Source organism: Erwinia sp. AC075 (assembly GCF_979253995.1).
Window position 1 is genome coordinate 3,765,100 of sequence record NZ_CEEDEU010000001.1, and the last position, 22,455, is coordinate 3,787,554.

The following is a 22,455-nucleotide window of genomic DNA, read 5'->3' on the forward strand; positions in this document are numbered from 1 at the left end:
GCGGCGGGGTATAAACGAATTAGGTAGAGGATTCAAGATGGCTACTGGAAAGATTGTCCAGGTAATCGGCGCCGTAGTGGACGTCGAGTTCCCTCAGGACGCAGTACCACAAGTGTACAGCGCCCTTGAGGTTAAAAATGGTGATGCTCGTCTGGTGCTGGAAGTCCAGCAGCAGCTGGGTGGTGGCGTCGTTCGTACCATCGCCATGGGTTCTTCCGACGGCCTGAAGCGCGGTCTGGAAACGGTTGACCTTGAGCACCCGATTGAAGTGCCAGTGGGCGTTGCCACACTGGGCCGTATCATGAACGTGCTGGGTGAGCCAATCGATATGAAAGGCGACATCGGCGAAGAAGAGCGTTGGGCGATTCACCGCGCGGCACCTTCTTACGAAGATCAGTCAAACTCGCAAGAGCTGCTGGAAACCGGTATCAAAGTTATCGACCTGATGTGTCCGTTTGCTAAAGGCGGTAAAGTCGGTCTGTTCGGTGGTGCGGGTGTGGGTAAAACAGTAAACATGATGGAGCTGATCCGTAACATTGCGGCTGAGCACTCAGGTTTCTCTGTATTTGCCGGTGTGGGCGAGCGTACCCGTGAAGGGAACGACTTCTACCACGAAATGACCGACTCAAACGTTATCGATAAAGTATCACTGGTCTATGGCCAGATGAACGAGCCACCAGGAAACCGCCTGCGCGTAGCGCTGACCGGTCTGACCATGGCTGAGAAGTTCCGTGACGAAGGTCGTGACGTACTGCTGTTCATCGATAACATCTACCGTTACACCCTGGCCGGTACTGAAGTATCAGCACTGCTGGGTCGTATGCCTTCTGCGGTAGGTTATCAGCCAACGCTGGCTGAAGAGATGGGTGTCTTGCAGGAGCGTATTACCTCCACCAAGACCGGTTCAATCACCTCCGTACAGGCCGTTTACGTTCCTGCGGATGACTTGACTGACCCATCACCAGCCACCACCTTTGCTCACTTAGATGCAACCGTGGTACTGAGCCGTCAGATCGCTTCTCTGGGTATCTACCCAGCGGTTGACCCACTGGATTCTACCAGCCGTCAGCTGGATCCACTGGTTGTTGGCCAGGAGCACTACGACACTGCACGTGGCGTTCAGTCCCTGCTGCAGCGTTATCAGGAACTGAAAGACATCATCGCCATCCTCGGTATGGACGAACTGTCTGAAGAAGACAAACTGGTGGTAGCACGCTCTCGTAAGATGCAGCGTTTCCTGTCCCAGCCATTCTTCGTGGCAGAAGTCTTCACCGGTTCTCCAGGCAAATATGTGTCTCTGAAAGATACCATCCGTGGCTTTAAAGGCATCATGGAAGGTGAATTCGACCATATGCCAGAGCAGGCTTTCTACATGGTTGGTTCCATCGAAGAAGCTGTAGAAAAGGCGAAGAAACTGTAATAACGGTTTCTGTGGAGGTTAATTATGGCTATGACTTTTCACCTGGACGTTGTCAGCGCAGAACAGCAAATGTTCTCCGGTCTGGTACAAAGCATCCAGGTATCAGGAACGGAAGGTGAGCTGGGTATTCGCCCAAATCACGCTCCTCTCCTGACCGCCATTAAACCTGGTATGGTTCACATCGTTAAACAGCAGGGCGAAGAAGAGTATATTTATCTCTCCGGCGGCGTGTTGGAAGTGCAGCCTGGCGCGGTTACCGTGCTGGCTGACACCGCGATCCGTGGTACCGACCTCGATGAGGCCCGTGCAATGGAAGCAAAACGCAAAGCCGAGGAGCACATGAACAGCTCCCACGGTGATGTGGACTTTGCAACCGCGTCGGCTGAACTGGCTAAAGCGATCGCCAAACTGCGCGTGATCGAGTTGACCAAAAGAGCGATGTAACTCAGGTTTAATCTGCAGAATGCCAGTCAGGAAACTGACTGGCATTTTTTTTGCCGAGAAAAATGTAGTATTTTCACCGTTAAACCGTTTTACTTCCGTTCAATAACTGAATATCAGGATGTCTATGTCTACCAGCGCAATGAGCGTGGTGATCCTTGCCGCCGGCAAGGGAACCCGCATGTACTCCGACTTGCCGAAAGTGCTGCACCGCCTGGCGGGAAAGCCGATGGTGCAACACGTCATTGATGCCGCTACCCAGCTTGGCGCTGACAAGGTTCACCTGGTCTATGGCCACGGTGGCGATCTGCTGCAATCCACCTTAACGGACCCGGCGCTGAACTGGGTATTGCAGGCAGAACAGAAAGGAACCGGCCACGCGATGCAGCAGGCTGCGCCTTACTTTGCCGACGATGAAGACATTCTGATGCTGTATGGCGACGTGCCGCTGATCTCGGTTGAGACGCTGCAACGTTTGCAAAGCGTGAAGCCAGAAGGCGGCATCGCGCTGCTGACGGTCATTCTGGATAATCCAACCGGTTACGGGCGCATCATTCGTGAGAACGGCTCGGTAGTCGGCATTATCGAACAGAAAGATGCCTCACCGGAGCAACTGGCGATCGCCGAAATCAATACCGGTATTCTGTTGGCTAACGGTGCCGATCTGAAACGCTGGCTGAGCAAGCTGACCAACAACAATGCTCAGGGCGAATACTATATTACCGACATCATAGCGCTCGCCCATCAGGAGGGCCGCGCGACCCAGGCGGTTCACCCGACGCGCTCGACAGAGACCGAAGGGGTGAATAATCGCCTGCAGCTGGCGACGCTTGAGCGTGTGTACCAGGCTGAACAGGCTGAGAAGCTGTTGCTGGCTGGCGTGATGTTGAAAGATCCGGCCCGTTTCGATCTGCGTGGTGAGTTGACCCACGGCCGGGACGTGGAGATCGACACCAATGTGATCATTGAAGGTCAGGTTAAGCTTGGCAATCGGGTCAAAATTGGCAGCGGCTGTATCCTGAAAAACTGCGTGATTGGTGATGACTGTGAAATCAGTCCTTACAGCGTGGTGGATGACGCCGAGCTGGCCGCTGCCTGCACCATTGGGCCGTTTGCGCGTCTGCGTCCAGGCTCGCAGCTGGCGGAAGGTGCCCATGTTGGCAACTTCGTCGAAATGAAAAAAGCCTCGTTAGGCAAAGGCTCGAAAGCCGGTCACCTGAGCTACCTTGGCGATGCGAAGATCGGCGCCAATGTGAACATCGGCGCGGGCACCATCACCTGCAACTACGACGGCGTGAACAAATCGCTGACGGTGATTGGCGATGGTGTGTTTGTCGGCTCGGATACGCAGCTGGTGGCACCGGTCAATGTTGCGGCGGGTGCCACCATCGCTGCGGGCACCACGGTGATGACAGACGTTGCCGCCGCAGGCCTGGTGTATAACCGCAAAGACCAGAATCTGAAAACAGACTGGCAGCGCCCGGCGAAGAAGAAGTAAGCACTAACAGGGTAACCCAGGTTACCCCCAAATTATTCTGAGGAGGGAACCATCCCTCCCGCAAAAGCAGTCATAAATATAATCCCCACTCTCTACAAAGGCTCGGGGAACCGGCGCAATCCGGACTCATCAGGTCAGAAGACAAAGTTAATGACCGTTACGGTCATGACCTCAGGAATAACATTATGTGTGGAATTGTTGGTGCAGTAGCCCAGCGTGATATCGCTGAAATCCTGCTTGAAGGCTTACGTCGTCTCGAATACCGCGGCTACGACTCTGCCGGTGTGGCAGTGGTTACCGCAGAAGGCCAGGTCACGCGCCTGCGCCGTGTCGGTAAAGTGGCCATGCTGGCCGAAGCGGCTGAAACCACGCCATTGCTGGGTGGAACAGGCATAGCGCATACCCGTTGGGCAACCCACGGCGAGCCTTCCGAGGCGAATGCGCATCCCCATATCTCTGAACACATCATCATCGTTCACAACGGCATCATTGAAAACCATGAGCCACTGCGCGAACTGCTGATCGAGCGTGGCTACCGCTTTGCCTCCGAGACCGATACGGAAGTGGTTGCTCACCTGGTTCACTGGGAGCAGCAGCAACAGGGCGGTTCACTGCGTGAAGTGGTACAGCGCGTGATCCCCCAGCTGCGCGGTGCCTATGGCATGGTGATCATGGACAGCCGCGATCCGTCGCTGCTGGTGGCCGCCCGTTCCGGCAGCCCGCTGGTGATTGGCCGTGGCGTGGGCGAAAACTTTATCGCTTCCGATCAGCTGGCATTGCTGCCGGTCACCCGTCGCTTCGTTTACCTTGAGGAAGGCGATATTGCGGTGATCACCCGTCGCGATGTCACCATTGTCGATCGTCAGGGCGAGCAGGTCACCCGCGCCGAAATCGAATCTAACGTGCAGTACGATGCCGGCGATAAAGGCCAGTTCCGCCACTACATGCAGAAAGAGATTTACGAGCAGCCGATGGCGATCAAAAACACCCTGAGCGGGCGTTTCAGTCACGGTGAAGTGGACCTCTCTGAGCTGGGACCGCAGGCCAACGAACTGCTGAAGCAGGTTGAGCATATCCAGATTGTCGCCTGTGGCACCTCCTACAACTCCGGCATGGTGTCGCGCTACTGGTTCGAAGCGCTGGCCAACGTGCCGTGTGACGTTGAGATTGCCTCTGAATTCCGCTACCGCAAATCCGCCGTGCGTAAAAACAGCCTGCTGATCACCCTGTCCCAGTCGGGTGAAACGGCGGACACGCTGGCTGCGCTGCGTCTGTCGAAAGAGCTCGGGTATCTGGGATCGCTGGCGGTGTGTAATGTGGCCGGTTCTTCGCTGGTGCGTGAATCCGATCTGGCGCTGATGACCAAAGCGGGCACCGAAATCGGCGTGGCGTCGACCAAAGCCTTCACCACGCAGCTGACGGTATTGCTGATGCTGGTGGCGAAAGTGGGTCGCCTGAAAGGCATGGATCCGAAGATTGAGCATGACATCGTGCATGGCCTGCAGGCGCTGCCAGCCCGCATCGAGCAGATGCTGTCGCAGGACAAGCTGATTGAGACGCTGGCGGAAGACTTCTCTGACAAGCATCATGCGCTGTTCCTTGGCCGTGGCGATCAGTATCCGATCGCCATGGAAGGGGCGCTGAAGCTGAAAGAGATCTCCTATATTCATGCGGAAGCCTATGCGGCCGGCGAACTGAAACACGGTCCTCTGGCGCTGATTGATGCCGATATGCCGGTGATTGTGGTCGCGCCGAATAACGAGCTGCTGGAAAAACTGAAGTCGAACATCGAAGAAGTGCGCGCGCGCGGCGGTTTGCTGTACGTGTTCGCCGATCAGGATGCCGGCTTCAGCAACTCCGAAGGGATGCGCATCATCCCGCTGCCGCACGTTGAAGATATCATCGCGCCAATCTTCTACACGGTGCCGTTGCAGATGCTGTCGTACCACGTTGCGCTGATTAAGGGCACTGACGTCGACCAGCCGCGTAACCTGGCGAAGTCAGTCACGGTGGAATAACCGCTTTCGTCTGATAGGCTCCGCAAAAACAAAACCCCGGTTCTGCTGTTGAAGGCACAACCGGGGTTTTTTTATGGCTCAACGCCGGGCGACTCAGGCTTTAGCAAAATAGCGCTGGGCATTGTTATAGCTGATGTTCTGCACCATTTCGCCCAACCACGCCATTTCATGCGGGATTTCGCCCTGCTCCATCAATCCACCCAGCATATTGCACAGGATGCGGCGGAAGTACTCGTGACGGGTATAGGACAGGAAGCTTCTGGAATCGGTGAGCATGCCGACGAACTGGCTCAGCAAGCCAAGCTGAGAAAGCTGTTCCAGCTGGCGCTGCATCCCGTCTTTCTGATCGTTGTACCACCAGCCGGAGCCGAACTGGATCTTGCCGGCAATGCCGCCGCCCTGGAAATTGCCGGTCAGCGCGGCGATCATCTCGTTATCGCGTGGGTTCAGGCAGTAAAGAATGGTTTTCGGCAACTGGTCGGTTTTATCCATCTCATCCAGCAGCTGCGAAAGCTCGCGGGCGTAGGTGCGGTCGCCAATGGAATCAAACCCGGTATCGGCGCCCACCAGCCTGAACATCCGGCTGTTGGTATTGCGTAATGCGCCAATATGATACTGCATCACCCAGCCGCGCTGCGCGTATTGCTGACCTAACCACACCAGCACGGCGGTGGTGAAGCCCGCGACCTCTGTCTCATCCAGCGTCTGCCCGGCAATCCGCCGTTGCAGCAGGCGGCTTAGGGTGGCTTCTGTCGGCACTGGCGCAAAGCGTACGATTTCGATGCCGTGATCGGCCGCGCGGCAGCCATGGGCCTCAAAGTGATCCAGCCGGCGCGTTAAGGCGGTCAGCAGGCTGTCCCAGTCAGTAATTTCACCGTCCGCCGCTTCACCCAACTGAGAGATATAGTCGGCGAAACCGTCCAGTTCGATTTTAAAGGCGCGGTCCGGACGCCAGCTTGGCAGGATCTCGGTGTCGAAGGTGCGGTCAGCGGCGATCTGGCGATGGTAACGCAGGTCGCTGATCGGGTCGTCGGTGGTGCCGACCATTTTCACCTTCATCTGCCGCATAATGCCGCGCGCGGAAAATTCCGGCGTCGCCAGCTGCGCGTTGCACTGATGCCAGAGGCTTTCTGCCGTTTCAGGCCGGAACAGCTGGCCGGTGATGCCAAACGGCCGCTTCAGCTCGAGGTGCGTCCAGTGATAGAGCGGATTGCCCAGCGTTTTCGGCACGGTCTGCGCCCAGGCCTGATATTTATCATAATCGCTGCCGTTGCCGGTGATCAGCGACTCTGCCACGCCCGCTGCACGCAGCGCCCGCCATTTATAGTGATCGCCTTCCAGCCAGATCTGGCTGAGATTCTCAAACTGACGGTCTTCAGCAATATCCTGCGGGTTGAGATGGCAGTGATAGTCATAGATCGGCATATCCGCCGCATAGCGGTGATACAGCTCGCGCGCGGCATCGCTGCGCAGTAAGAAATCTTCACCCATAAATACCGTCATTGCGTAGGCTCCGTTTTGCCAGACATCCCATCGCGGCAGGATATTTGGTTGACCACTTTTTACATAAATGCTCGCATTCGCTCATTAAATGGTCGAAGAGAGGCGGTTAACTGCCATAAAACACCAAAATAGCGTTTTGGTCGACCAATATTGGCTATTGTTGTGAGTGATATCACCCATCTGCACATTTCCTGTTGACCACTTTTTCACCTTGTCCGCAAGATGCGGGCAACCAGGGTGAGGGTGTGGATCAGCAATGCGTCTGGAAAGTGACGTGACTGACCGCCGCCGTTACCTCTTTCGACCGGAGATAAGCGATGAGCCTGACGGCAAACAGTGTGCAAGACGCGGTGGGCAGTAAGAGAAAAGTCAAAAAGTTACGCTGGTGGATGCTGGTGCTGTTCCTGCTGGGCGTTACCGTTAACTACCTGACCCGCAACTCGCTGGGCATTCTGGCCCCGGAATTAAAAACCAGTCTGGGGATCACCACCGAACAGTATTCCTGGATTGTCGGTGCTTTCCAGCTGGCCTATACGCTGTTCCAGCCGTTGTGTGGCTGGCTGATTGATGTGATTGGCCTCAAGCTGGGCTTTGTGATCTGCGCCAGTATCTGGGCACTGGTCAGCCTGTTACATGCCGGCGCGGGAAGCTGGATCCATCTGGCGATCCTGCGCTTCTTTATGGGTGCCGCGGAAGCCGCTGCCACGCCTGCTAACGCCAAAACCATTGGCGACTGGTTCCCGAAAAAAGAGCGCCCCATCGCCGCAGGCTGGGCCGGTGTCGGCTTCTCTGTCGGTGCCATGCTGGCGCCGCCGATCATTTACGTCACCCACAGCTACTGGGGATGGCAAGGCGCCTTCCTGTTCTCGGGCGCGCTGGCAGCTGGCTGGGTGGTGCTGTGGCTGCTGTTCTATCATTCGCCGGAAGATCACCCGCGTCTGGACAAAGACGAGCTGGCGTTGATCAAGCAGGATAACGAGCCCGATGCGGTCAGGCTGCCGTTCTTCACCGCGCTGAAAACCGTCGGCAAAAACAAACGTTTCTACGGCATCGCCATCCCGGCCTTTATGGCTGAGCCCGCCTGGGCAGTTTTAAGCTTCTGGGTACCGCTGTACCTCGCCAGCGAACGCGGCATGGATTTGAAACAGATTGCCATGTTTGCCTGGCTGCCGTTCCTCGCCGCCGATTTGGGCAGCATCGCCAGTGGCTACCTGACGCGCCTCTACACCCGTTGGTTTGGCTGCTCGCTGGTGAACTCGGTGGTTGCCAGCTCGGTGACCGGCGCATTCCTGATGCTGTCGCTGGCGCTGGTGGCAATCACCAAAGACCCTTACATCACCATTATCCTGATCTCGGTGGGTGGCTTTGGCCATCAGGTGATCTCCTGCATGTTAAGTGCGCTGGTGGTGGAGTCCTTTGATAAAGGGCAGATGGCTACGGTGAACGGAATGCGGGGTTCCTTTGCCTGGATCGCCAGCTTCCTGTTCTCCCTGTTGATAGGCGTCACGGCTGACACCATCGGATTCAATCCGCTGTTTGTGGCCATGGGCTTTTTCGATCTGATTGGTGCTGTGTTCCTGGTTGCGTTTATTGCCGAACGTCGAAGCACGTCGCGCGCGGCCTGATTTTCAGACTGACAATTTTGAAGAGTAAACGATGAAAACATTGAAAAACTGGGTGTTAGGGCAGAAAACGGCCGAATTTATTGAGCTTCGCGTCGATGAAAAACACCTGTTCCGCCTGTACGTGCTGGAACAGGGATTGTGTCGGGTGCTGATCAAGCAGAAAGGGGAGCTGGCGCTGGATCGCACCTGGAGCATCGCGCCGGAAGCGGACGTGCCGTGGGAAGGTCGCCTGAGGGAAAGCTGTGAAGGCTTCTCGCTGCCGGGTTATCACTGCGAGCATCAGGACGACAGGCTGGTGGTGACCACCGATTGCCTGCGGGTGACCGTTCATCAGCCGCTGTGGCTGGAGTGGGAATATCTTAATGAAGACGCGGAATGGCAGCCGCTTTGCGCCGATCGCCCTACCGGTGCCTATCTGCTCAATGCCCATGGTGATGGCGTGGCGCATTATCAGCGCCGTTACGCGGAAGATAACTATTACGGCCTGGGCGAGAAAGCGGGCGATCTTAACCGTACCGGAGGCCGCTATGAAATGCGCAACCTGGATGCGATGGGCTATAACGCCGCCTCGACCGATCCGCTGTATAAGCATATTCCCTTCACCCTGACGCGCCGCGATACCGTCAGCTTTGGGCTGTTTTATGACAACCTGAGCACCACTCAGCTGGATTTAGGCAACGAGCTGGATAATTACCATCTGCCGTACCGCCGTTATCAGGCCGAGGCAGGCGACCTCGATTATTACCTGTTCCTTGGGCCAAAAGTACTGGATGTCACCAAAGCCTTTGTTCGTCTGACCGGGAAAACGCTGTTTGGCCCGAAATGGAGCCTCGGCTACAGCGGTTCGACCATGCATTACACCGATGCGCCGGATGCGCAGGTTCAGCTGATGAACTTTATTTCGCTGTGTCGGGAAAATGCCATTCCGTGCGACTCGTTCCAGCTGTCGTCAGGCTACACCTCAATCAACGACAAGCGTTATGTCTTCAACTGGAACCACGACAAGGTGCCGCAGCCGGAGGTGATGAGTGCGGCGTTTCATGATGCCGGAATGAAGCTGGCTGCCAACATCAAGCCGTGCCTGTTGCAGGACCATCCGCGCTATGACGAAGTGGCGCAGAAGGGGCTGTTTATTCGCGATTCTGAATCAGACGCGCCTGAACGCTCGGTCTTCTGGGATGACGAAGGATCGCACCTCGACTTCACCAATCCGGCCACGGTGGCCTGGTGGCAGGAAAATGTCACCCACCAGCTGCTGGAAAAGGGGATTGATTCCACCTGGAATGACAACAACGAATATGAAGTCTGGGATGGCGAAGCGCGCTGTCACGGCTTCGGTCAGCCGTTGCCGATCAAGCTGATCCGTCCGGTCATGCCGCTACTGATGATGCGTGCTTCGATGGAGGCCCAGCAGCGGTTCGCGCCCGAAAAGCGTCCTTTCCTGATCTCCCGTTCAGGCTGTGCGGGGATGCAGCGCTATGTGCAGACCTGGAGTGGCGACAACCGCACTAACTGGCAGACGCTGCGCTATAACACGCGGATGGGCGTCGGGATGAGCCTCTCCGGCTTATATAACGTTGGGCATGACGTGGGCGGATTCTCAGGCGCCAAGCCCGATCCGGAGCTGTTTGTGCGTTGGGTCCAGAACGGCGTCATGCATCCGCGTTTCACCATCCATTCATGGAATGACGATCGCACGGTCAATGAACCCTGGATGTACCCGGAGGTCACCCCGGCGATCCGCGACGCGATGGCGCTGCGCTACCGTCTGATGCCTTACCTGTACACGCTGCTGTGGCAGGCCAGTCAGGACGATGAGCCGATGCTGCGCCCGACCTTCCTAGACCACGAGCACGATCCCCGCACCTTCGACGAGACCGATGATTTTATGCTGGGGCGCGATCTGCTGGTGGCCAGCGTGGTCGAGCCGGGAGCCACGCAGCGCACCATCTACCTGCCTGAAAATACCACCGGCTGGTACGATTATTACAGCGGTCAGTGGCACCAGGGCGGCCAGACGATTAGCGTGGATGCGCCCTTAGACCGACTGCCGTTGATGGTCAGAGCGGGCGCGGCGCTGCCGCAGGCCAGCCGGGTGGGCCATATCGACAATGATTTGGATGACCAGCGCACGCTGCTGCTGTTCCCGGCACAAGGGATCGCTGAAGAGACCGGCATGCTGTTTGAAGATGATGGGGAAAGCTGGGAGTGGCAGCGCGACGGTGCGTTGTGGCTCAACTGGACGCTGAGCAGCGATGCTGAGCGCATCAATATTCAGTTCACTGCCCATGGACACTATCGCCCGGCCTGGAAAACCTTACGCCTGCAGCTGCCCGCAGGAGAAACCCGCGCGCTGACCATCAACGGCGAGCGTCAGGCGGGCTGGACGCTGCGCTAAGCGGCAGAATGCGTCAACCAGAACGGCATTCTGGTTGACCACTCTTCAGCATTTTCCTACTATCTGAAGGCGTATTTCCTGACTGAGGCTGTGGCTATGAGTGTTGAAGTAAAGCGTCAATACCGCGAGGTCGGTGAATACCTGAAAGAAGAGCTGCATTCAGGCAAGTATCCGATCGGCACGCGACTGCCTCCCGAGCGGGATATCGCTGAGCGGGTGGGGGTTGGTCGCTCAGTGGTGCGCGAAGCCCTGATCATGCTGGAAATTGAAGGTTACGTTGAGGTGCGCAAAGGCTCGGGGATCTATGTGATTGCCATGCCAGGCGATCGCCAGCAACAGGACGGCGCCTCGCTGATCGGGCCGTTCGAACTGCTGCAGGCCAGGCAATTGCTGGAAAGCAACATTGCCGAATTTGCCGCACTGCAGGTCACGCCAGCGGATATCAAGAAAATGCGCGCCGCGCTGGATGCCGAGATTAAAGATATTGAAACCGGTGGCGGTGAGGATGGCGATAAGCTGTTCCATCTGGCCATTGTCGAAGCCACCCACAACAATATGCTGACAGAGATGTGGAAGCAGTGCTGGGCGCAGCGGGAGAACAACCCCATGTGGCAACAGCTGCATGAGCGCATCTCCAGCAAGGAGTACCGCCGCGAATGGTTGAAGGATCACCAGCTGATCCTGGCTGCGTTACAGAAAAAAGACGCCGCTGCCGCCAAACTGGCGATGTGGACGCATCTGGAGAACGTAAAGTTACGTCTGATGGCCCTGTCAGATGTCGATGCCCCTGAATTTGATGGTTATCTTTTCGGCTCCTGGCCTATCCGCGTCACGCCCTGACTCAAACTCACCCACTGTCACAAAACTGTCATAAAGCGTACATTTTACTGTCATCAAACTGTCCTATTTTGCCTCCAGCAGCAATGATTATTCATTATTAAAATGGCGTTAAGCCTGACTTTTAATCCCCCTGGAGGGAACATGACACTGATGCAAAAAACCCTGGCTCAATGTGTAGCGGTAACCCTTTCGTTGACCGCGGTTTCTGCTTTTGCCGCCACTAACCTGACCGGTGCCGGTGGGACTTTCCCGGCGCCTGTGTACAACAAATGGGCTGCAGACTACAACACAGCGACTGGCGCTCAGGTTAACTACCAGGGTATCGGTTCATCCGGTGGCGTGAAGCAAATCATCGCAAAAACCGTCGATTTTGGTGCGTCTGATGCGCCACTGAAAGATGAAGATCTGCAGAAAAATGGCCTGTTCCAGTTCCCAACCGTGATCGGTGGCGTGGTGCTGGCCGTCAACATTCCGGGAATCAAATCCGGTCAGCTGACGCTGGACGGTAAAACCGTCGGTGATATCTACCTGGGTACCATCAAGAAGTGGAACGATCCGGCAATCACCAAGCTGAACCCAGGCGTTAAGCTGCCAGACAGCAACATCAACGTGGTGCGCCGCGCTGACGGTTCCGGTACGTCCTACGTGTTCACCAGCTACCTGGCGAAAGTTAACAGCGACTGGAACAGCAAAATTGGTAAAGGCAACACCGTTAACTGGCCAACCGGTCTGGGCGGTAAAGGTAACGACGGCGTCGCCGCGTTCGTTCAGCGTCTGCCGGGTTCAATCGGTTACGTAGAATATGCCTACGCCAAGCAGAACAACCTGGCGTACACCAAACTGATGGATGCTGACGGTAAAGCCGTTTCTCCAAGCGAGAAGAGCTTCAGCAACGCCGCGAAAGGCGCGAACTGGACGGAATCTTTCGCCCAGGACCTGACCTTCCAGAAAGGTGACGACGCATGGCCAATCTCTTCCACCACCTTTATCCTGGTGCAGAAAGAGCAGGCCAACGCGGAGAAAGGCGCAGCGGTACTGAAATTCTTCGACTGGGCCTACAAAAACGGCGGCAAAACCACCAACAGCCTGGACTATGCTGCGCTGCCAGACTCGGTAGTTGAGCAGATCCGTGCCGCCTGGAAAACCAACGTGAAAGACAGCTCCGGTAAAGCACTGTACTAAGCTGTTGTAGGGGCCGGAGCACTCCGGCCCGTTCCCTCGGGTGGCACCGTCGTGCCGCCCCTACACTTTCAACATCGAGAACTCTATGGCTGCAACCAAGCCGACATTCAAAGCCCCCGGCAAGCAGGGTGACATCATTTTCGGTGCGCTGGTAAAACTGGCTGCGCTGATCGTGCTGCTGCTGCTCGGTGGCATTATTGTCTCTCTGATCATCTCTTCCTGGCCCAGCATTGAGAAATTTGGTTTCTCGTTCCTGTGGACCAAAACCTGGGATGCACCCAACGAACAATTTGGTGCGCTGGTACCGATTTACGGCACCGTTGTGACCTCGATTATCGCGCTGATTATTGCCGTTCCGGTCAGCTTTGGTATCGCCCTGTTCCTGACTGAACTGGCACCGAACTGGCTGCGCCGCCCGCTGGGCACGGCGATTGAGCTGCTGGCGGCGATCCCCAGCATTGTCTACGGCATGTGGGGCCTGTTTATTTTTGCGCCGCTGTTTGCCACCTACTTCCAGACCCCGTTGGGCGACCTGATGGCGAACATTCCCATCGTCGGTACGCTGTTCTCGGGTCCGGCATTTGGTATTGGTATTCTGGCTGCCGGGATTATCCTGGCGATCATGATCATCCCGTACATCGCGTCTGTGATGCGCGATGTGTTTGAACAAACGCCGGTGATGATGAAAGAGTCGGCTTACGGCATCGGTTGCACCACCTGGGAAGTGATCTGGCGCGTGGTGCTGCCGTTCACCAAAAACGGCGTGATTGGCGGCGTGATGCTCGGTTTGGGGCGTGCGCTGGGTGAAACCATGGCGGTGACCTTTATCATCGGTAACACCTACCAGCTCGACAGCCCGTCGCTGTTTATGCCGGGCAACAGTATTACCTCCGCGCTGGCGAACGAATTTGCTGAAGCGGAATCCGGCGTGCATACCGCCGCGCTGATGGAGCTGGGCCTGATCCTGTTTGTGATTACCTTTATCGTGCTGGCCTGCTCAAAACTGATGATTTTGCGCCTGGCAAAAAGTGAAGGAGCGCGCACATGACCACCATGGAAATGCAGTCTCGCGCCGAACTGGACGCATCCCGCCGCAAAATGCAGGCGTGGCGTCGAATGAAAAACCGCATCGCGCTGGCGCTGTCGATGCTGACCATGGCCTTTGGCCTGTTCTGGCTGGTGTGGATCCTGTTTGCCACCGTCACTCGTGGCGTGGATGGCATGACGCTGTCGCTGTTTACCGAGAATACGCCGCCGCCAAATACCGCCGGTGGCGGCCTGGCCAACGCCATCGCCGGTAGCGGACTGTTAATCTTATGGTCCACGGTGATCGGCACGCCGCTGGGCATTATGGCCGGGGTTTATCTCGCCGAATATGGCCGCAAATCCTGGCTGGCCGAGGTGATCCGTTTTATTAACGACATCCTGCTGTCTGCTCCTTCGATTGTGGTCGGTCTGTTTGTCTACACGCTGGTTGTGGCTAAGATGCAGCACTTCTCTGGCTGGGCAGGTGTGGTTGCACTGGCACTGCTGCAGATCCCGATTGTTATCCGCACCACGGAAAACATGCTGCGACTGGTGCCTGACAGCCTGCGTGAAGCGGCGTACGCGCTGGGCACGCCGAAGTGGAAGATGATCTCGGCGATCACCCTGAAAGCCTCCGTTTCCGGCATTCTGACCGGCGTACTGTTGGCGATTGCCCGTATTGCGGGCGAAACGGCACCGCTGCTGTTCACCTCACTCTCCAACCAGTTCTGGAGTACTGACATGATGCAGCCGCTGGCCAACCTGCCGGTGACCATCTTTAAATTCGCCATGAGCCCGTTTGCCGAATGGCAGAGTCTGGCCTGGGCGGGCGTGCTGCTGATTACCCTCTGCGTGCTGTTGCTGAACATCCTGGCGCGCGTCGTTTTTGCCAAGGGCAAACATTAATTACTTAAGCGCGGCTGCGGCGGCGTGAATAAGCGAGAAAGAGAATGGCTGACAACACCTCAAGTAAGATGATTCAGGTTCGTGATTTGAACTTCTACTACGGGAAATTTCATGCGCTGAAAAACATCAATCTGGATATCGCGAAAAACCAGGTCACGGCGTTTATCGGCCCGTCAGGCTGTGGCAAGTCCACCCTGCTGCGTACCTTTAACAAGATGTTCTCGCTCTACCCGGAACAGCGGGCAGAAGGCGAGATCATGCTGGATGGCGAAAACATTCTCACCGCCAGCCAGGATATCGCGCTGCTGCGTGCCCGGGTCGGAATGGTGTTCCAGAAGCCGACGCCGTTCCCGATGTCGATTTATGACAACATCGCCTTTGGCGTGCGCCTGTTTGAAAAATTGTCCCGCGCGGATATGGATGAGCGCGTACAGTGGGCGCTGACCAAGGCCGCGCTGTGGACAGAAACCAAAGACAAGCTGCACCAGAGTGGCTACAGCCTGTCGGGTGGTCAGCAACAGCGTCTGTGCATCGCGCGGGGCATTGCCATTCGCCCGGAGGTGCTGCTGCTGGATGAACCCTGCTCGGCGCTGGATCCGATCTCGACCGGCCGCATTGAAGAGCTGATCACCGAATTAAAGCAGGATTACACCGTGGTTATCGTGACGCACAACATGCAGCAGGCTGCACGCTGTTCCGATCACACGGCCTTTATGTATCTGGGCGAACTGATTGAATTCAGCGATACTGACACGCTGTTTACCAAGCCGCATCAGAAACAAACTGAAGACTACATTACCGGCCGTTACGGTTGAGTTGACTGGAGAGTACGATGGATAACCTGAATCTGAATAAACATATCTCCGGGCAGTTTAACGCCGAGCTGGAGCATATCCGTACCCAGGTGATGACCATGGGCGGCATGGTTGAGCAGCAACTGATGGACGCCATCAAAGCGATGCACAACCAGGATGGCGAGCTGGCGAAGCAGGTGATTGATGGTGACCAGAAGGTCAACATGATGGAAGTGTCGATTGATGAAGCCTGCGTGCGCATCATCGCCAAACGTCAGCCCACCGCCAGCGATCTGCGTCTGGTGATGGCGATCATCAAAACCATCTCCGAGCTGGAACGCATTGGTGATGTGGCCGAGAAGATCAGCCGCACCGCGCTGGAGAAGTTCGGTCAGCATCACAAGCCGCTGTTGGTCAGCCTGGAGTCACTGGGTCACCACACCATTCAGATGCTGCATGATGTGCTGGATGCCTTTGCGCGGATGGATCTGGGCGCGGCGATTGAGATCTACCGTGAAGACAAGAAGGTCGATCAGGAGTATGAGGGCATCGTGCGTCAGCTGATGACCTATATGATGGAAGATCCGCGCACCATTCCCAGCGTGCTGACCGCGTTATTCTGCGCCCGCGCCATCGAGCGTATCGGCGATCGTTGTCAGAATATCTGCGAAATCATCTTCTACTTCGTTAAAGGGCAGGATTTCCGCCACGTTGGCGGTGACGAGCTCGATAAGCTGTTAACCGGCGACGACGAAGGCAGTAATTCCCCCACCTGATGTTCTCCACTGGCCGGCTGAGTCCGGCCCGTTGATCCTGCCGGCGACTTTTCGTCTGGAATGTGACCGCCTGCCTACTTATACTTGCCGCACTTTATTTCTGGCAGGGAACACTCATGATTTCAAAGACGCCCGTAAAGGGCGCTACTCCGGGCAAGGCCATGCTGGCGGCGATCAGCGGCTATGCAATGGACGGCTTCGATCTGCTGATTCTGGGCTTTATGCTGCCCGCCATCTCAATTTCACTGGCGCTCAGCCCTTCGCAGGCGGGCTCACTGGTGACCTGGACGCTGATTGGCGCGGTACTGGGCGGCATTATCTTCGGCCACCTGAGCGATCGCTTTGGACGCATCCGCGTACTGACCTATACCATCCTGATGTTCTCAGTGTTCACCGGCCTGTGCGCGGTGGCGCAGGGTTACTGGGATCTGCTGGCCTACCGCACCTTAGCGGGCGTCGGGCTGGGCGGGGAATTCGGCATTGGCATGGCGCTGATTGCCGAAGCCTGGCCTGCCAACAAGCGTAACCGCGCGTCGGCCTGGGTCGGTATCGGCTGGCAGCTGGGCGTGTTACTGGCGGCATTTATCACCCCGTTCCTGCTGGGCTACATTGGCTGGCGCGGCATGTTCCTGGTCGGGTTACTGCCGGCTTTCGCCTCCTTTATTATCCGCCGTGGCATGGGCGAACCGGCGGGATTTACCCAACATGTGGATGTGAATCAGGGCCTTTCGTTCTCAGCAAGGCTTAAGCTGCTGGTCAAGGATCGCGCGACCGCCAAAGCCAGTCTGGGGATTTTCATCCTCTGCTCGGTGCAGAATTTTGGCTATTACGGCCTGATGATCTGGATGCCAAGCTACCTTTCCAGCAATTTCGGCTTCTCACTGACCAAGTCAGGGCTGTGGACAGCGGTGACGGTGATCGGCATGACCTTTGGCATCTGGCTGTTTGGCGTGCTGGCGGACCGCTTCGCGCGCTGGAAGATTTTCCTGCTTTACCAGTTTGGTGCGGTGATTATGGTGATCGTGTATGCGCAGCTGCGCGACCCGACCGTGATGCTGTTTACCGGTGCGGTGATGGGGATGTTTGTGAACGGGATGATTGGCGGTTACGGTGCTCTGATTTCGGACACCTACCCGGCGAAGGTGCGGGCAACGGCGCAGAACGTGTTGTTCAACCTCGGCCGTGGCGTGGGCGGCTTTGGCCCACTGGTGATTGGTCTGCTGGTGATCCACCTGTCGTTTACCGCCGCAATTACCCTGCTGGCGCTGATTTACCTGCTGGATATCTTCGCCACCCTGTTCCTGCTGCCCAAAAAGCAGGGCACGGAGGATTCGCTGGGCGCGATTGGCTGATCGGCTCAGGGGCGAAGAGATTCGCCCCTGACGCCGCTTAGCGGGTGATGTTCCAGCCTTTTGCCCGCCACAGTGCAGGCAGTTCGGCCATCTCGGTGAAAGGGGTGACCAAAGGGTGATCCAGCGGCTTATTATGCGCATCCGCGCAGAAGTAAAACACCGGAATGCCTGCCGCAATACCGGCCTTCGCTCCCGCTTCAGAGTCATCAATAAGAATGCACTGCCCGATGGGAACGTTCATCTCGCGGGCGGCGTGGTACATCAATTCCGGATCGGGTTTCCAGCTGCCAATGTCATAGCCGCTGTAAAGGCGATCGGTAAACCACGGCAGCATCTCCGTCAGCCCCAGCGAGTGCTGCATTTTTGGCACCGTCCCGTTGGATACCACGCACATCGGCACGGTGATCTGCTCAAGCAGCGCTTTTGCGCCGGCGATCGGCTTCAGTTCCAGATCGAACAGCCGCGCCACTTCTTTGCGGTACGCCGGTTCGAACTCCTCTTTGCTGACGCTGAGATGATGCCCGGCGCACACCTCGGCAATAATGTCGTACAGCTTGACGCCTTTATACTTTTCAAACATCTCCTGCAGTGAAAGGTCGCCGCCAAACTGCGCGAAGGTATTCACGTAGGCCTGGGTACAAAGCAGTTCACTGTCCACCAGCGTTCCGTCGCAATCAAAAAATACACAGCCAACAGTCATCGGTGTCTCCCTGAGTTTTTTTACGGTCGCTCCACTTTGACTTACCTGCGGCTGAATTGCGACTGAGAAATGTCAATTCCAGTTAGTGGTTGTGAACGTCTGTAAAACGCGGCGCAACCGGTTGCGAAAAAACCTGTCGGTTAGCTCCCAAAATCAGAATTTTAGGTTAGGATAGCCGTCGACAACTTTTCTCCGTTTTGGAATCACATAATGACTAATCCAGGCCTACTACAGCGGATCTTTAAACTGCAGGAACACGGCACGACCGTCCGTACCGAAGTGATTGCAGGTATCACCACTTTCCTGACGATGGTGTATATCGTTTTTGTGAACCCACAGATCCTCGGTGTGGCGGGCATGAACACCCAGGCGGTGTTTGTCACCACCTGTCTGATTGCCGCGTTCGGCAGCATCCTGATGGGCCTGGTCGCTAACCTGCCGGTGGCACTTGCGCCGGCAATGGGCCTGAATGCCTTCTTTGCTTTCGTTGTGGTCGGTGCGATGGGCATCTCCTGGCAGGTGGGTATGGGCGCCATCTTCTGGGGCGCGGTTGGCCTGCTGCTGCTGACCATTTTCCGCGTCCGCTACTGGATGATTGCCAATATTCCTGCCAGCCTGCGCGTGGGGATCACCGCCGGTATCGGTCTGTTTATTGCGATGATCGGCCTGAAAAATGCCGGCATCATCGTTTCCAACAAAGATACGCTGGTGGCGGTCGGTAACCTGACCTCACACAGCGTGCTGCTGGGTGCGCTGGGCTTCTTTATTATCGCCATTCTGGCTTCCCGCAATATTCATATCGCGGTGCTGGTGTCGATTGTGGTGACTACGCTGATTGGTCTGGCGATTGGTGATGTGAAATACGGCGGCGTCTTCTCCGCCCCAACCGGCATCACCTCGATTGTCGGTCAGGTGGACCTGGCCGGATCGCTGAACGTTGGCATGGCCGGCATCATCTTCTCCTTTATGCTGGTTAACCTGTTCGACTCCTCCGGTACGCTGATTGGCGTCACCGATAAAGCGGGTCTGACCGATGAGAAAGGCACCTTCCCACGCATGAAGCAGGCGCTGTTCGTTGACAGCATCAGCTCGGTGGCCGGTTCTTATATCGGCACTTCTTCCGTGACGGCCTATATCGAAAGCTCATCCGGTGTTTCCATCGGGGGCCGTACCGGGTTAATGGCGGTGGTGACCGGGATCCTGTTCCTGCTGGTGATGTTCCTGTCACCGCTGGCGGGCATGGTTCCAGCCTATGCGGCGGCGGGTGCGCTGATTTATGTTGGCGTGCTGATGAGCTCAAGCCTGGCGCGCGTGAAGTGGGATGACCTGACCGAAGCCGTTCCGGCCTTCGTCACGGCGGTGATGATGCCCTTCAGCTTCTCCATTACCGAAGGGATTGCGTTAGGCTTTATCTCTTACTGCGTGATGAAGTTTGGCACCGGTCGCTGGCGTGAAATCAGCCCCTGCGTGGTGGTTGTCGCGCTGCTGTTTGTGCTGAAAATCGTGTTTATCGACGCGCATTAATCGCGTTAAGCAGGCCAGCTCCGGCTGGCCTGTGGCTTTCTCAACGCCGGCGTTCGCCGCGTTTCCCGTGCCTATCCCTGAAACACTTTCTCTGCTGGCAGGCTGGTCAGACGCAGCATGCGTTGGCCCATCGCCGGTTTGTTGACCTGAATATCCTGCAGTCGCGTCCAGTTCTTCTCTTCGTCAGACTCCCAAAGATGCAAACGCTCGTTGCCGGGTGACAACGCACAGGACCAGATCAATAAGGGTTCCACGTCGGAAACCGCCTGAATATCGGGATACTCCAGCGAGCGTAAGCGGCCAGAGGCGGGATGCAGCCGCAATGACTCGCTGCTGCCTTCTTTCACCCCGGTCAGCTTCATCAGGCTTTTACGCATTGCCCACAGCTGGATAGCGGCTTCGCTGGGGTCGGTTTGCGCATTAATCCAGGCGCGTTCACCGGAAGAGAGGCCTTGCAGATACTGCTCCTGCGTTTGCCTGCTGTGCGCACGGACAATTTCAATGCCCAGCCCGGCATGACCGCCATCTTCTGCCAGCAGGACGCCAATAATGTTACCGGCATAGGCCAGGCTGAAGTCAGGAAGATCGGGGTCGGCAAACACCGGGCGGCCACATGCGCTTAGCGTCATTTCCGGCAGCTGTGAAAGGCCATAAACGCGCAGCATCAGGTCAGCCAGCAACGCGCGGGCTGCCAGATAACGCACACGGCGCTTTTCAGCCAGCGTGCTGGAGAAATCAAGCAGGGGTTGTGAGAGTCGCTGTACCGAGGGGAGACCCTGGGTAAGGGTGCGGCGTGCAAAATGACTGGCCATCTGTCGCTCCGTGAAAATGGTCGGAAAATCATCGGGGCTATTGTAAGAATTTTCTTAGCAAATATCACCTCACTTTACGTGGAAGTGCAGACTTTCAGATTAAGATCATGTTTTTGGCGCTAGCTGAGCAGCATTGGACGTTTTGCAGAGAAAAGAGGGGAAACGGGCGTTTCCCCTTTGATTTATTTACCGATGCAGAAGCTGGAGAAGATGCGGCCCAGCAAATCATCGGAGGTAAACTCGCCGGTGATTTCGCTTAACGCCTGTTGCGCCACTCTCAGCTCTTCCGCCAGCAGTTCGCCAGCACGGGCGCCCAGCAGCTGCTCTCTTCCCTGGAGTAAGTGAGTAGCTGCTAACTCAAGCGCCTGCAGGTGACGACGACGCGCCAGGAAGCCGCCTTCCATGTTGCCGGAGAAGCCCATGCTCTCTTTCAGATGGTTGCGCAGCACGTCAATGCCGTCGCCGGTGCGGGCCGATAGCCGAATAAGTGAGTGGCCATTCACTTCCGTCAGACCTTGCGCCTCGCCGGTGACGTCCGCTTTGTTACGCACCACGGTGATCGGCAAAGTCGCGGGTAAACGGGCAATAAAGTCTGGCCAGATTTCGGCAGGCTCGGTGGCGCCGGTGGTGGTGCCGTCAACCATAAACAGCACGCGATCTGCCTGTTCGATCTCGTTCCACGCACGTTCGATGCCGATGCGCTCAACTTCGTCGCTGGCTTCGCGCAGTCCGGCGGTATCAATGATATGCAGCGGCATACCGTCAATATGGATGTGCTCGCGCAGCACGTCGCGGGTGGTACCGGCGATATCGGTCACAATCGCCGCCTCACGGCCTGCCAGCGCATTCAGCAGGCTGGACTTACCGGCATTGGGGCGACCGGCGATCACCACCTTCATGCCTTCCCGCAGCAGGCTGCCCTGACGCGCTTCGGCCCGCACGCCATCCAGATCGGCAATCACCTGTTCCAGCTGCGCTTCGATTTTGCCGTCTGACAGGAAGTCGATCTCCTCATCAGGGAAGTCGATAGCCGCTTCGACGTAGATTCGCAGGTGAGTAAGTGCTTCCACAAGATGGTTAACGCGCAGCGAAAACGCCCCCTGAAGGGAGTTCAGCGCCGAGCGCGCCGCCTGTTCAGAACTGGCATCAATCAGGTCGGCAATCGCCTCAGCCTGCGCGAGGTCCAGCTTGTCATTGAGGAAGGCGCGTTCTGAGAATTCGCCGGGACGGGCGATACGCAGGCCAGGCATGGCGACAATGCGCTTAAGCAGCAGGTCGAGGATCACCGGGCCGCCATGACCCTGCAGTTCCAGCACATCTTCGCCGGTAAAGGAGTTCGGGCCTGGGAACCACAGCGCAATGCCCTGGTCCAGCGCTTTCCCGTCGGTATCACGGAAGGGCAGATAGTCGGCGTAGCGGGGTTTAGGCAGCTTGCCCAGCAGTGCCTGAGCAACCTCAGCGGCTTTGCTGCCGGAAATGCGCAGGATGCCCACACCACCGCGGCCTGGCGGCGTCGCCTGGGCGACGATAGTCTCGCTATGACTCATATTCGGCTCTCTTTTTTTGGCAAAAAAATAAGGCGGTCAGTGACCGCCTTATAGTACACCCTTCCTCTTTCTCACTGCCCGCGTATTGGCTGC

18 protein-coding genes are annotated in these 22,455 nt (G+C 56.8%); 14 read left to right on the top strand and 4 right to left on the bottom strand.

Annotation, left to right across the window (positions count from 1 at the left end; all coding sequences use genetic code 11):
- Nucleotides 1-37 precede the first annotated feature (37 nt).
- The 4 genes from atpD (at nucleotide 38) to glmS (ending at nucleotide 5,377) form a co-directional block, all read left to right on the top strand.
- Entirely contained in the window at nucleotides 38-1,420 is a 1,383-nt protein-coding gene (gene atpD / locus AC0IXH_RS17695; RefSeq protein WP_013204587.1) for a F0F1 ATP synthase subunit beta, read from the top strand.
- 24 nt (nucleotides 1,421-1,444) lie between these two features.
- Nucleotides 1,445-1,864 (top strand): F0F1 ATP synthase subunit epsilon, encoded by a 420-nt coding sequence (locus AC0IXH_RS17700; RefSeq protein ID WP_013204586.1) that lies wholly within the window; start codon nucleotides 1,445-1,447, stop codon nucleotides 1,862-1,864.
- 124 nt (nucleotides 1,865-1,988) lie between these two features.
- Complete coding sequence (gene glmU / locus AC0IXH_RS17705) at nucleotides 1,989-3,359, top strand: bifunctional UDP-N-acetylglucosamine diphosphorylase/glucosamine-1-phosphate N-acetyltransferase GlmU (RefSeq protein ID WP_471720771.1); 1,371 nt, start codon at nucleotides 1,989-1,991, stop codon at nucleotides 3,357-3,359.
- A gap of 185 nt (nucleotides 3,360-3,544) precedes the next feature.
- Nucleotides 3,545-5,377: a glutamine--fructose-6-phosphate transaminase (isomerizing) gene (gene glmS, locus AC0IXH_RS17710; RefSeq protein ID WP_471720772.1), complete on the top strand. Its 1,833-nt coding sequence runs from the start codon at nucleotides 3,545-3,547 to the stop codon at nucleotides 5,375-5,377.
- A gap of 93 nt (nucleotides 5,378-5,470) precedes the next feature.
- Here the strand turns inward: glmS and uxaC are convergent, their stop codons facing one another.
- Entirely contained in the window at nucleotides 5,471-6,880 is a 1,410-nt protein-coding gene (uxaC, locus tag AC0IXH_RS17715; RefSeq protein ID WP_134823118.1) for a glucuronate isomerase, read from the bottom strand.
- A 317-nt stretch (nucleotides 6,881-7,197) separates the two neighbouring features.
- Here uxaC and AC0IXH_RS17720 point away from each other — a divergent pair, with 317 nt between their 5' ends.
- The 9 genes from AC0IXH_RS17720 to AC0IXH_RS17760 all read left to right on the top strand — a co-directional run bounded on the left by AC0IXH_RS17720 (nucleotide 7,198) and on the right by AC0IXH_RS17760 (nucleotide 17,779).
- Entirely contained in the window at nucleotides 7,198-8,505 is a 1,308-nt protein-coding gene (locus AC0IXH_RS17720) for an MFS transporter (protein ID WP_206404592.1), read from the top strand.
- Nucleotides 8,506-8,536: 31 nt separating this feature from the next.
- Nucleotides 8,537-10,903, top strand: a complete 2,367-nt coding sequence (locus AC0IXH_RS17725; RefSeq protein WP_471720773.1) for a glycoside hydrolase family 31 protein — start codon at nucleotides 8,537-8,539, stop codon at nucleotides 10,901-10,903.
- A gap of 96 nt (nucleotides 10,904-10,999) precedes the next feature.
- Nucleotides 11,000-11,743: an FCD domain-containing protein gene (locus AC0IXH_RS17730; protein ID WP_346600355.1), complete on the top strand. Its 744-nt coding sequence runs from the start codon at nucleotides 11,000-11,002 to the stop codon at nucleotides 11,741-11,743.
- Between the two features lie 141 nt (nucleotides 11,744-11,884).
- Entirely contained in the window at nucleotides 11,885-12,925 is a 1,041-nt protein-coding gene (gene pstS / locus AC0IXH_RS17735) for a phosphate ABC transporter substrate-binding protein PstS (protein ID WP_013204579.1), read from the top strand.
- Nucleotides 12,926-13,010: 85 nt separating this feature from the next.
- Nucleotides 13,011-13,973 (top strand): phosphate ABC transporter permease PstC, encoded by a 963-nt coding sequence (pstC, locus tag AC0IXH_RS17740; protein WP_346568277.1) that lies wholly within the window; start codon nucleotides 13,011-13,013, stop codon nucleotides 13,971-13,973.
- Entirely contained in the window at nucleotides 13,970-14,857 is an 888-nt protein-coding gene (gene pstA / locus AC0IXH_RS17745) for a phosphate ABC transporter permease PstA (protein WP_013204577.1), read from the top strand. The genes pstC and pstA overlap by 4 nt, the downstream gene beginning before the upstream one ends.
- A 44-nt stretch (nucleotides 14,858-14,901) precedes the next feature.
- On the top strand, nucleotides 14,902-15,672 hold the full coding sequence (pstB, locus tag AC0IXH_RS17750; RefSeq protein WP_013204576.1) for a phosphate ABC transporter ATP-binding protein PstB: 771 nt from the start codon (nucleotides 14,902-14,904) through the stop codon (nucleotides 15,670-15,672).
- 17 nt (nucleotides 15,673-15,689) lie between these two features.
- Complete coding sequence (gene phoU, locus AC0IXH_RS17755) at nucleotides 15,690-16,427, top strand: phosphate signaling complex protein PhoU (protein ID WP_013204575.1); 738 nt, start codon at nucleotides 15,690-15,692, stop codon at nucleotides 16,425-16,427.
- 116 nt (nucleotides 16,428-16,543) lie between these two features.
- Entirely contained in the window at nucleotides 16,544-17,779 is a 1,236-nt protein-coding gene (locus AC0IXH_RS17760) for an MFS transporter (RefSeq protein ID WP_013204574.1), read from the top strand.
- 37 nt (nucleotides 17,780-17,816) lie between these two features.
- On the opposite strand, the gene yieH is transcribed toward AC0IXH_RS17760, so the two are convergent.
- The gene (yieH, locus tag AC0IXH_RS17765) at nucleotides 17,817-18,479 is read right to left on the bottom strand and encodes a 6-phosphogluconate phosphatase (RefSeq protein WP_013204573.1); all 663 of its coding nucleotides are present in this window, start codon (nucleotides 18,477-18,479) and stop codon (nucleotides 17,817-17,819) included.
- A gap of 210 nt (nucleotides 18,480-18,689) precedes the next feature.
- On the opposite strand from yieH, the gene AC0IXH_RS17770 reads away from it, so the two are divergent.
- Complete coding sequence (locus AC0IXH_RS17770; protein ID WP_013204572.1) at nucleotides 18,690-20,003, top strand: NCS2 family permease; 1,314 nt, start codon at nucleotides 18,690-18,692, stop codon at nucleotides 20,001-20,003.
- 71 nt (nucleotides 20,004-20,074) lie between these two features.
- Here AC0IXH_RS17770 and AC0IXH_RS17775 read toward each other — a convergent pair whose 3' ends face one another.
- On the bottom strand, nucleotides 20,075-20,815 hold the full coding sequence (locus AC0IXH_RS17775; protein WP_346595984.1) for a 4'-phosphopantetheinyl transferase family protein: 741 nt from the start codon (nucleotides 20,813-20,815) through the stop codon (nucleotides 20,075-20,077).
- A gap of 182 nt (nucleotides 20,816-20,997) precedes the next feature.
- Nucleotides 20,998-22,362 carry a tRNA uridine-5-carboxymethylaminomethyl(34) synthesis GTPase MnmE gene (gene mnmE, locus AC0IXH_RS17780; protein WP_013204570.1) on the bottom strand — a complete coding sequence of 455 codons (1,365 nt, stop codon included), beginning with the start codon at nucleotides 22,360-22,362 and terminating at the stop codon, nucleotides 20,998-21,000.
- Between the last annotated feature and the right edge of the window lie 93 nt (nucleotides 22,363-22,455).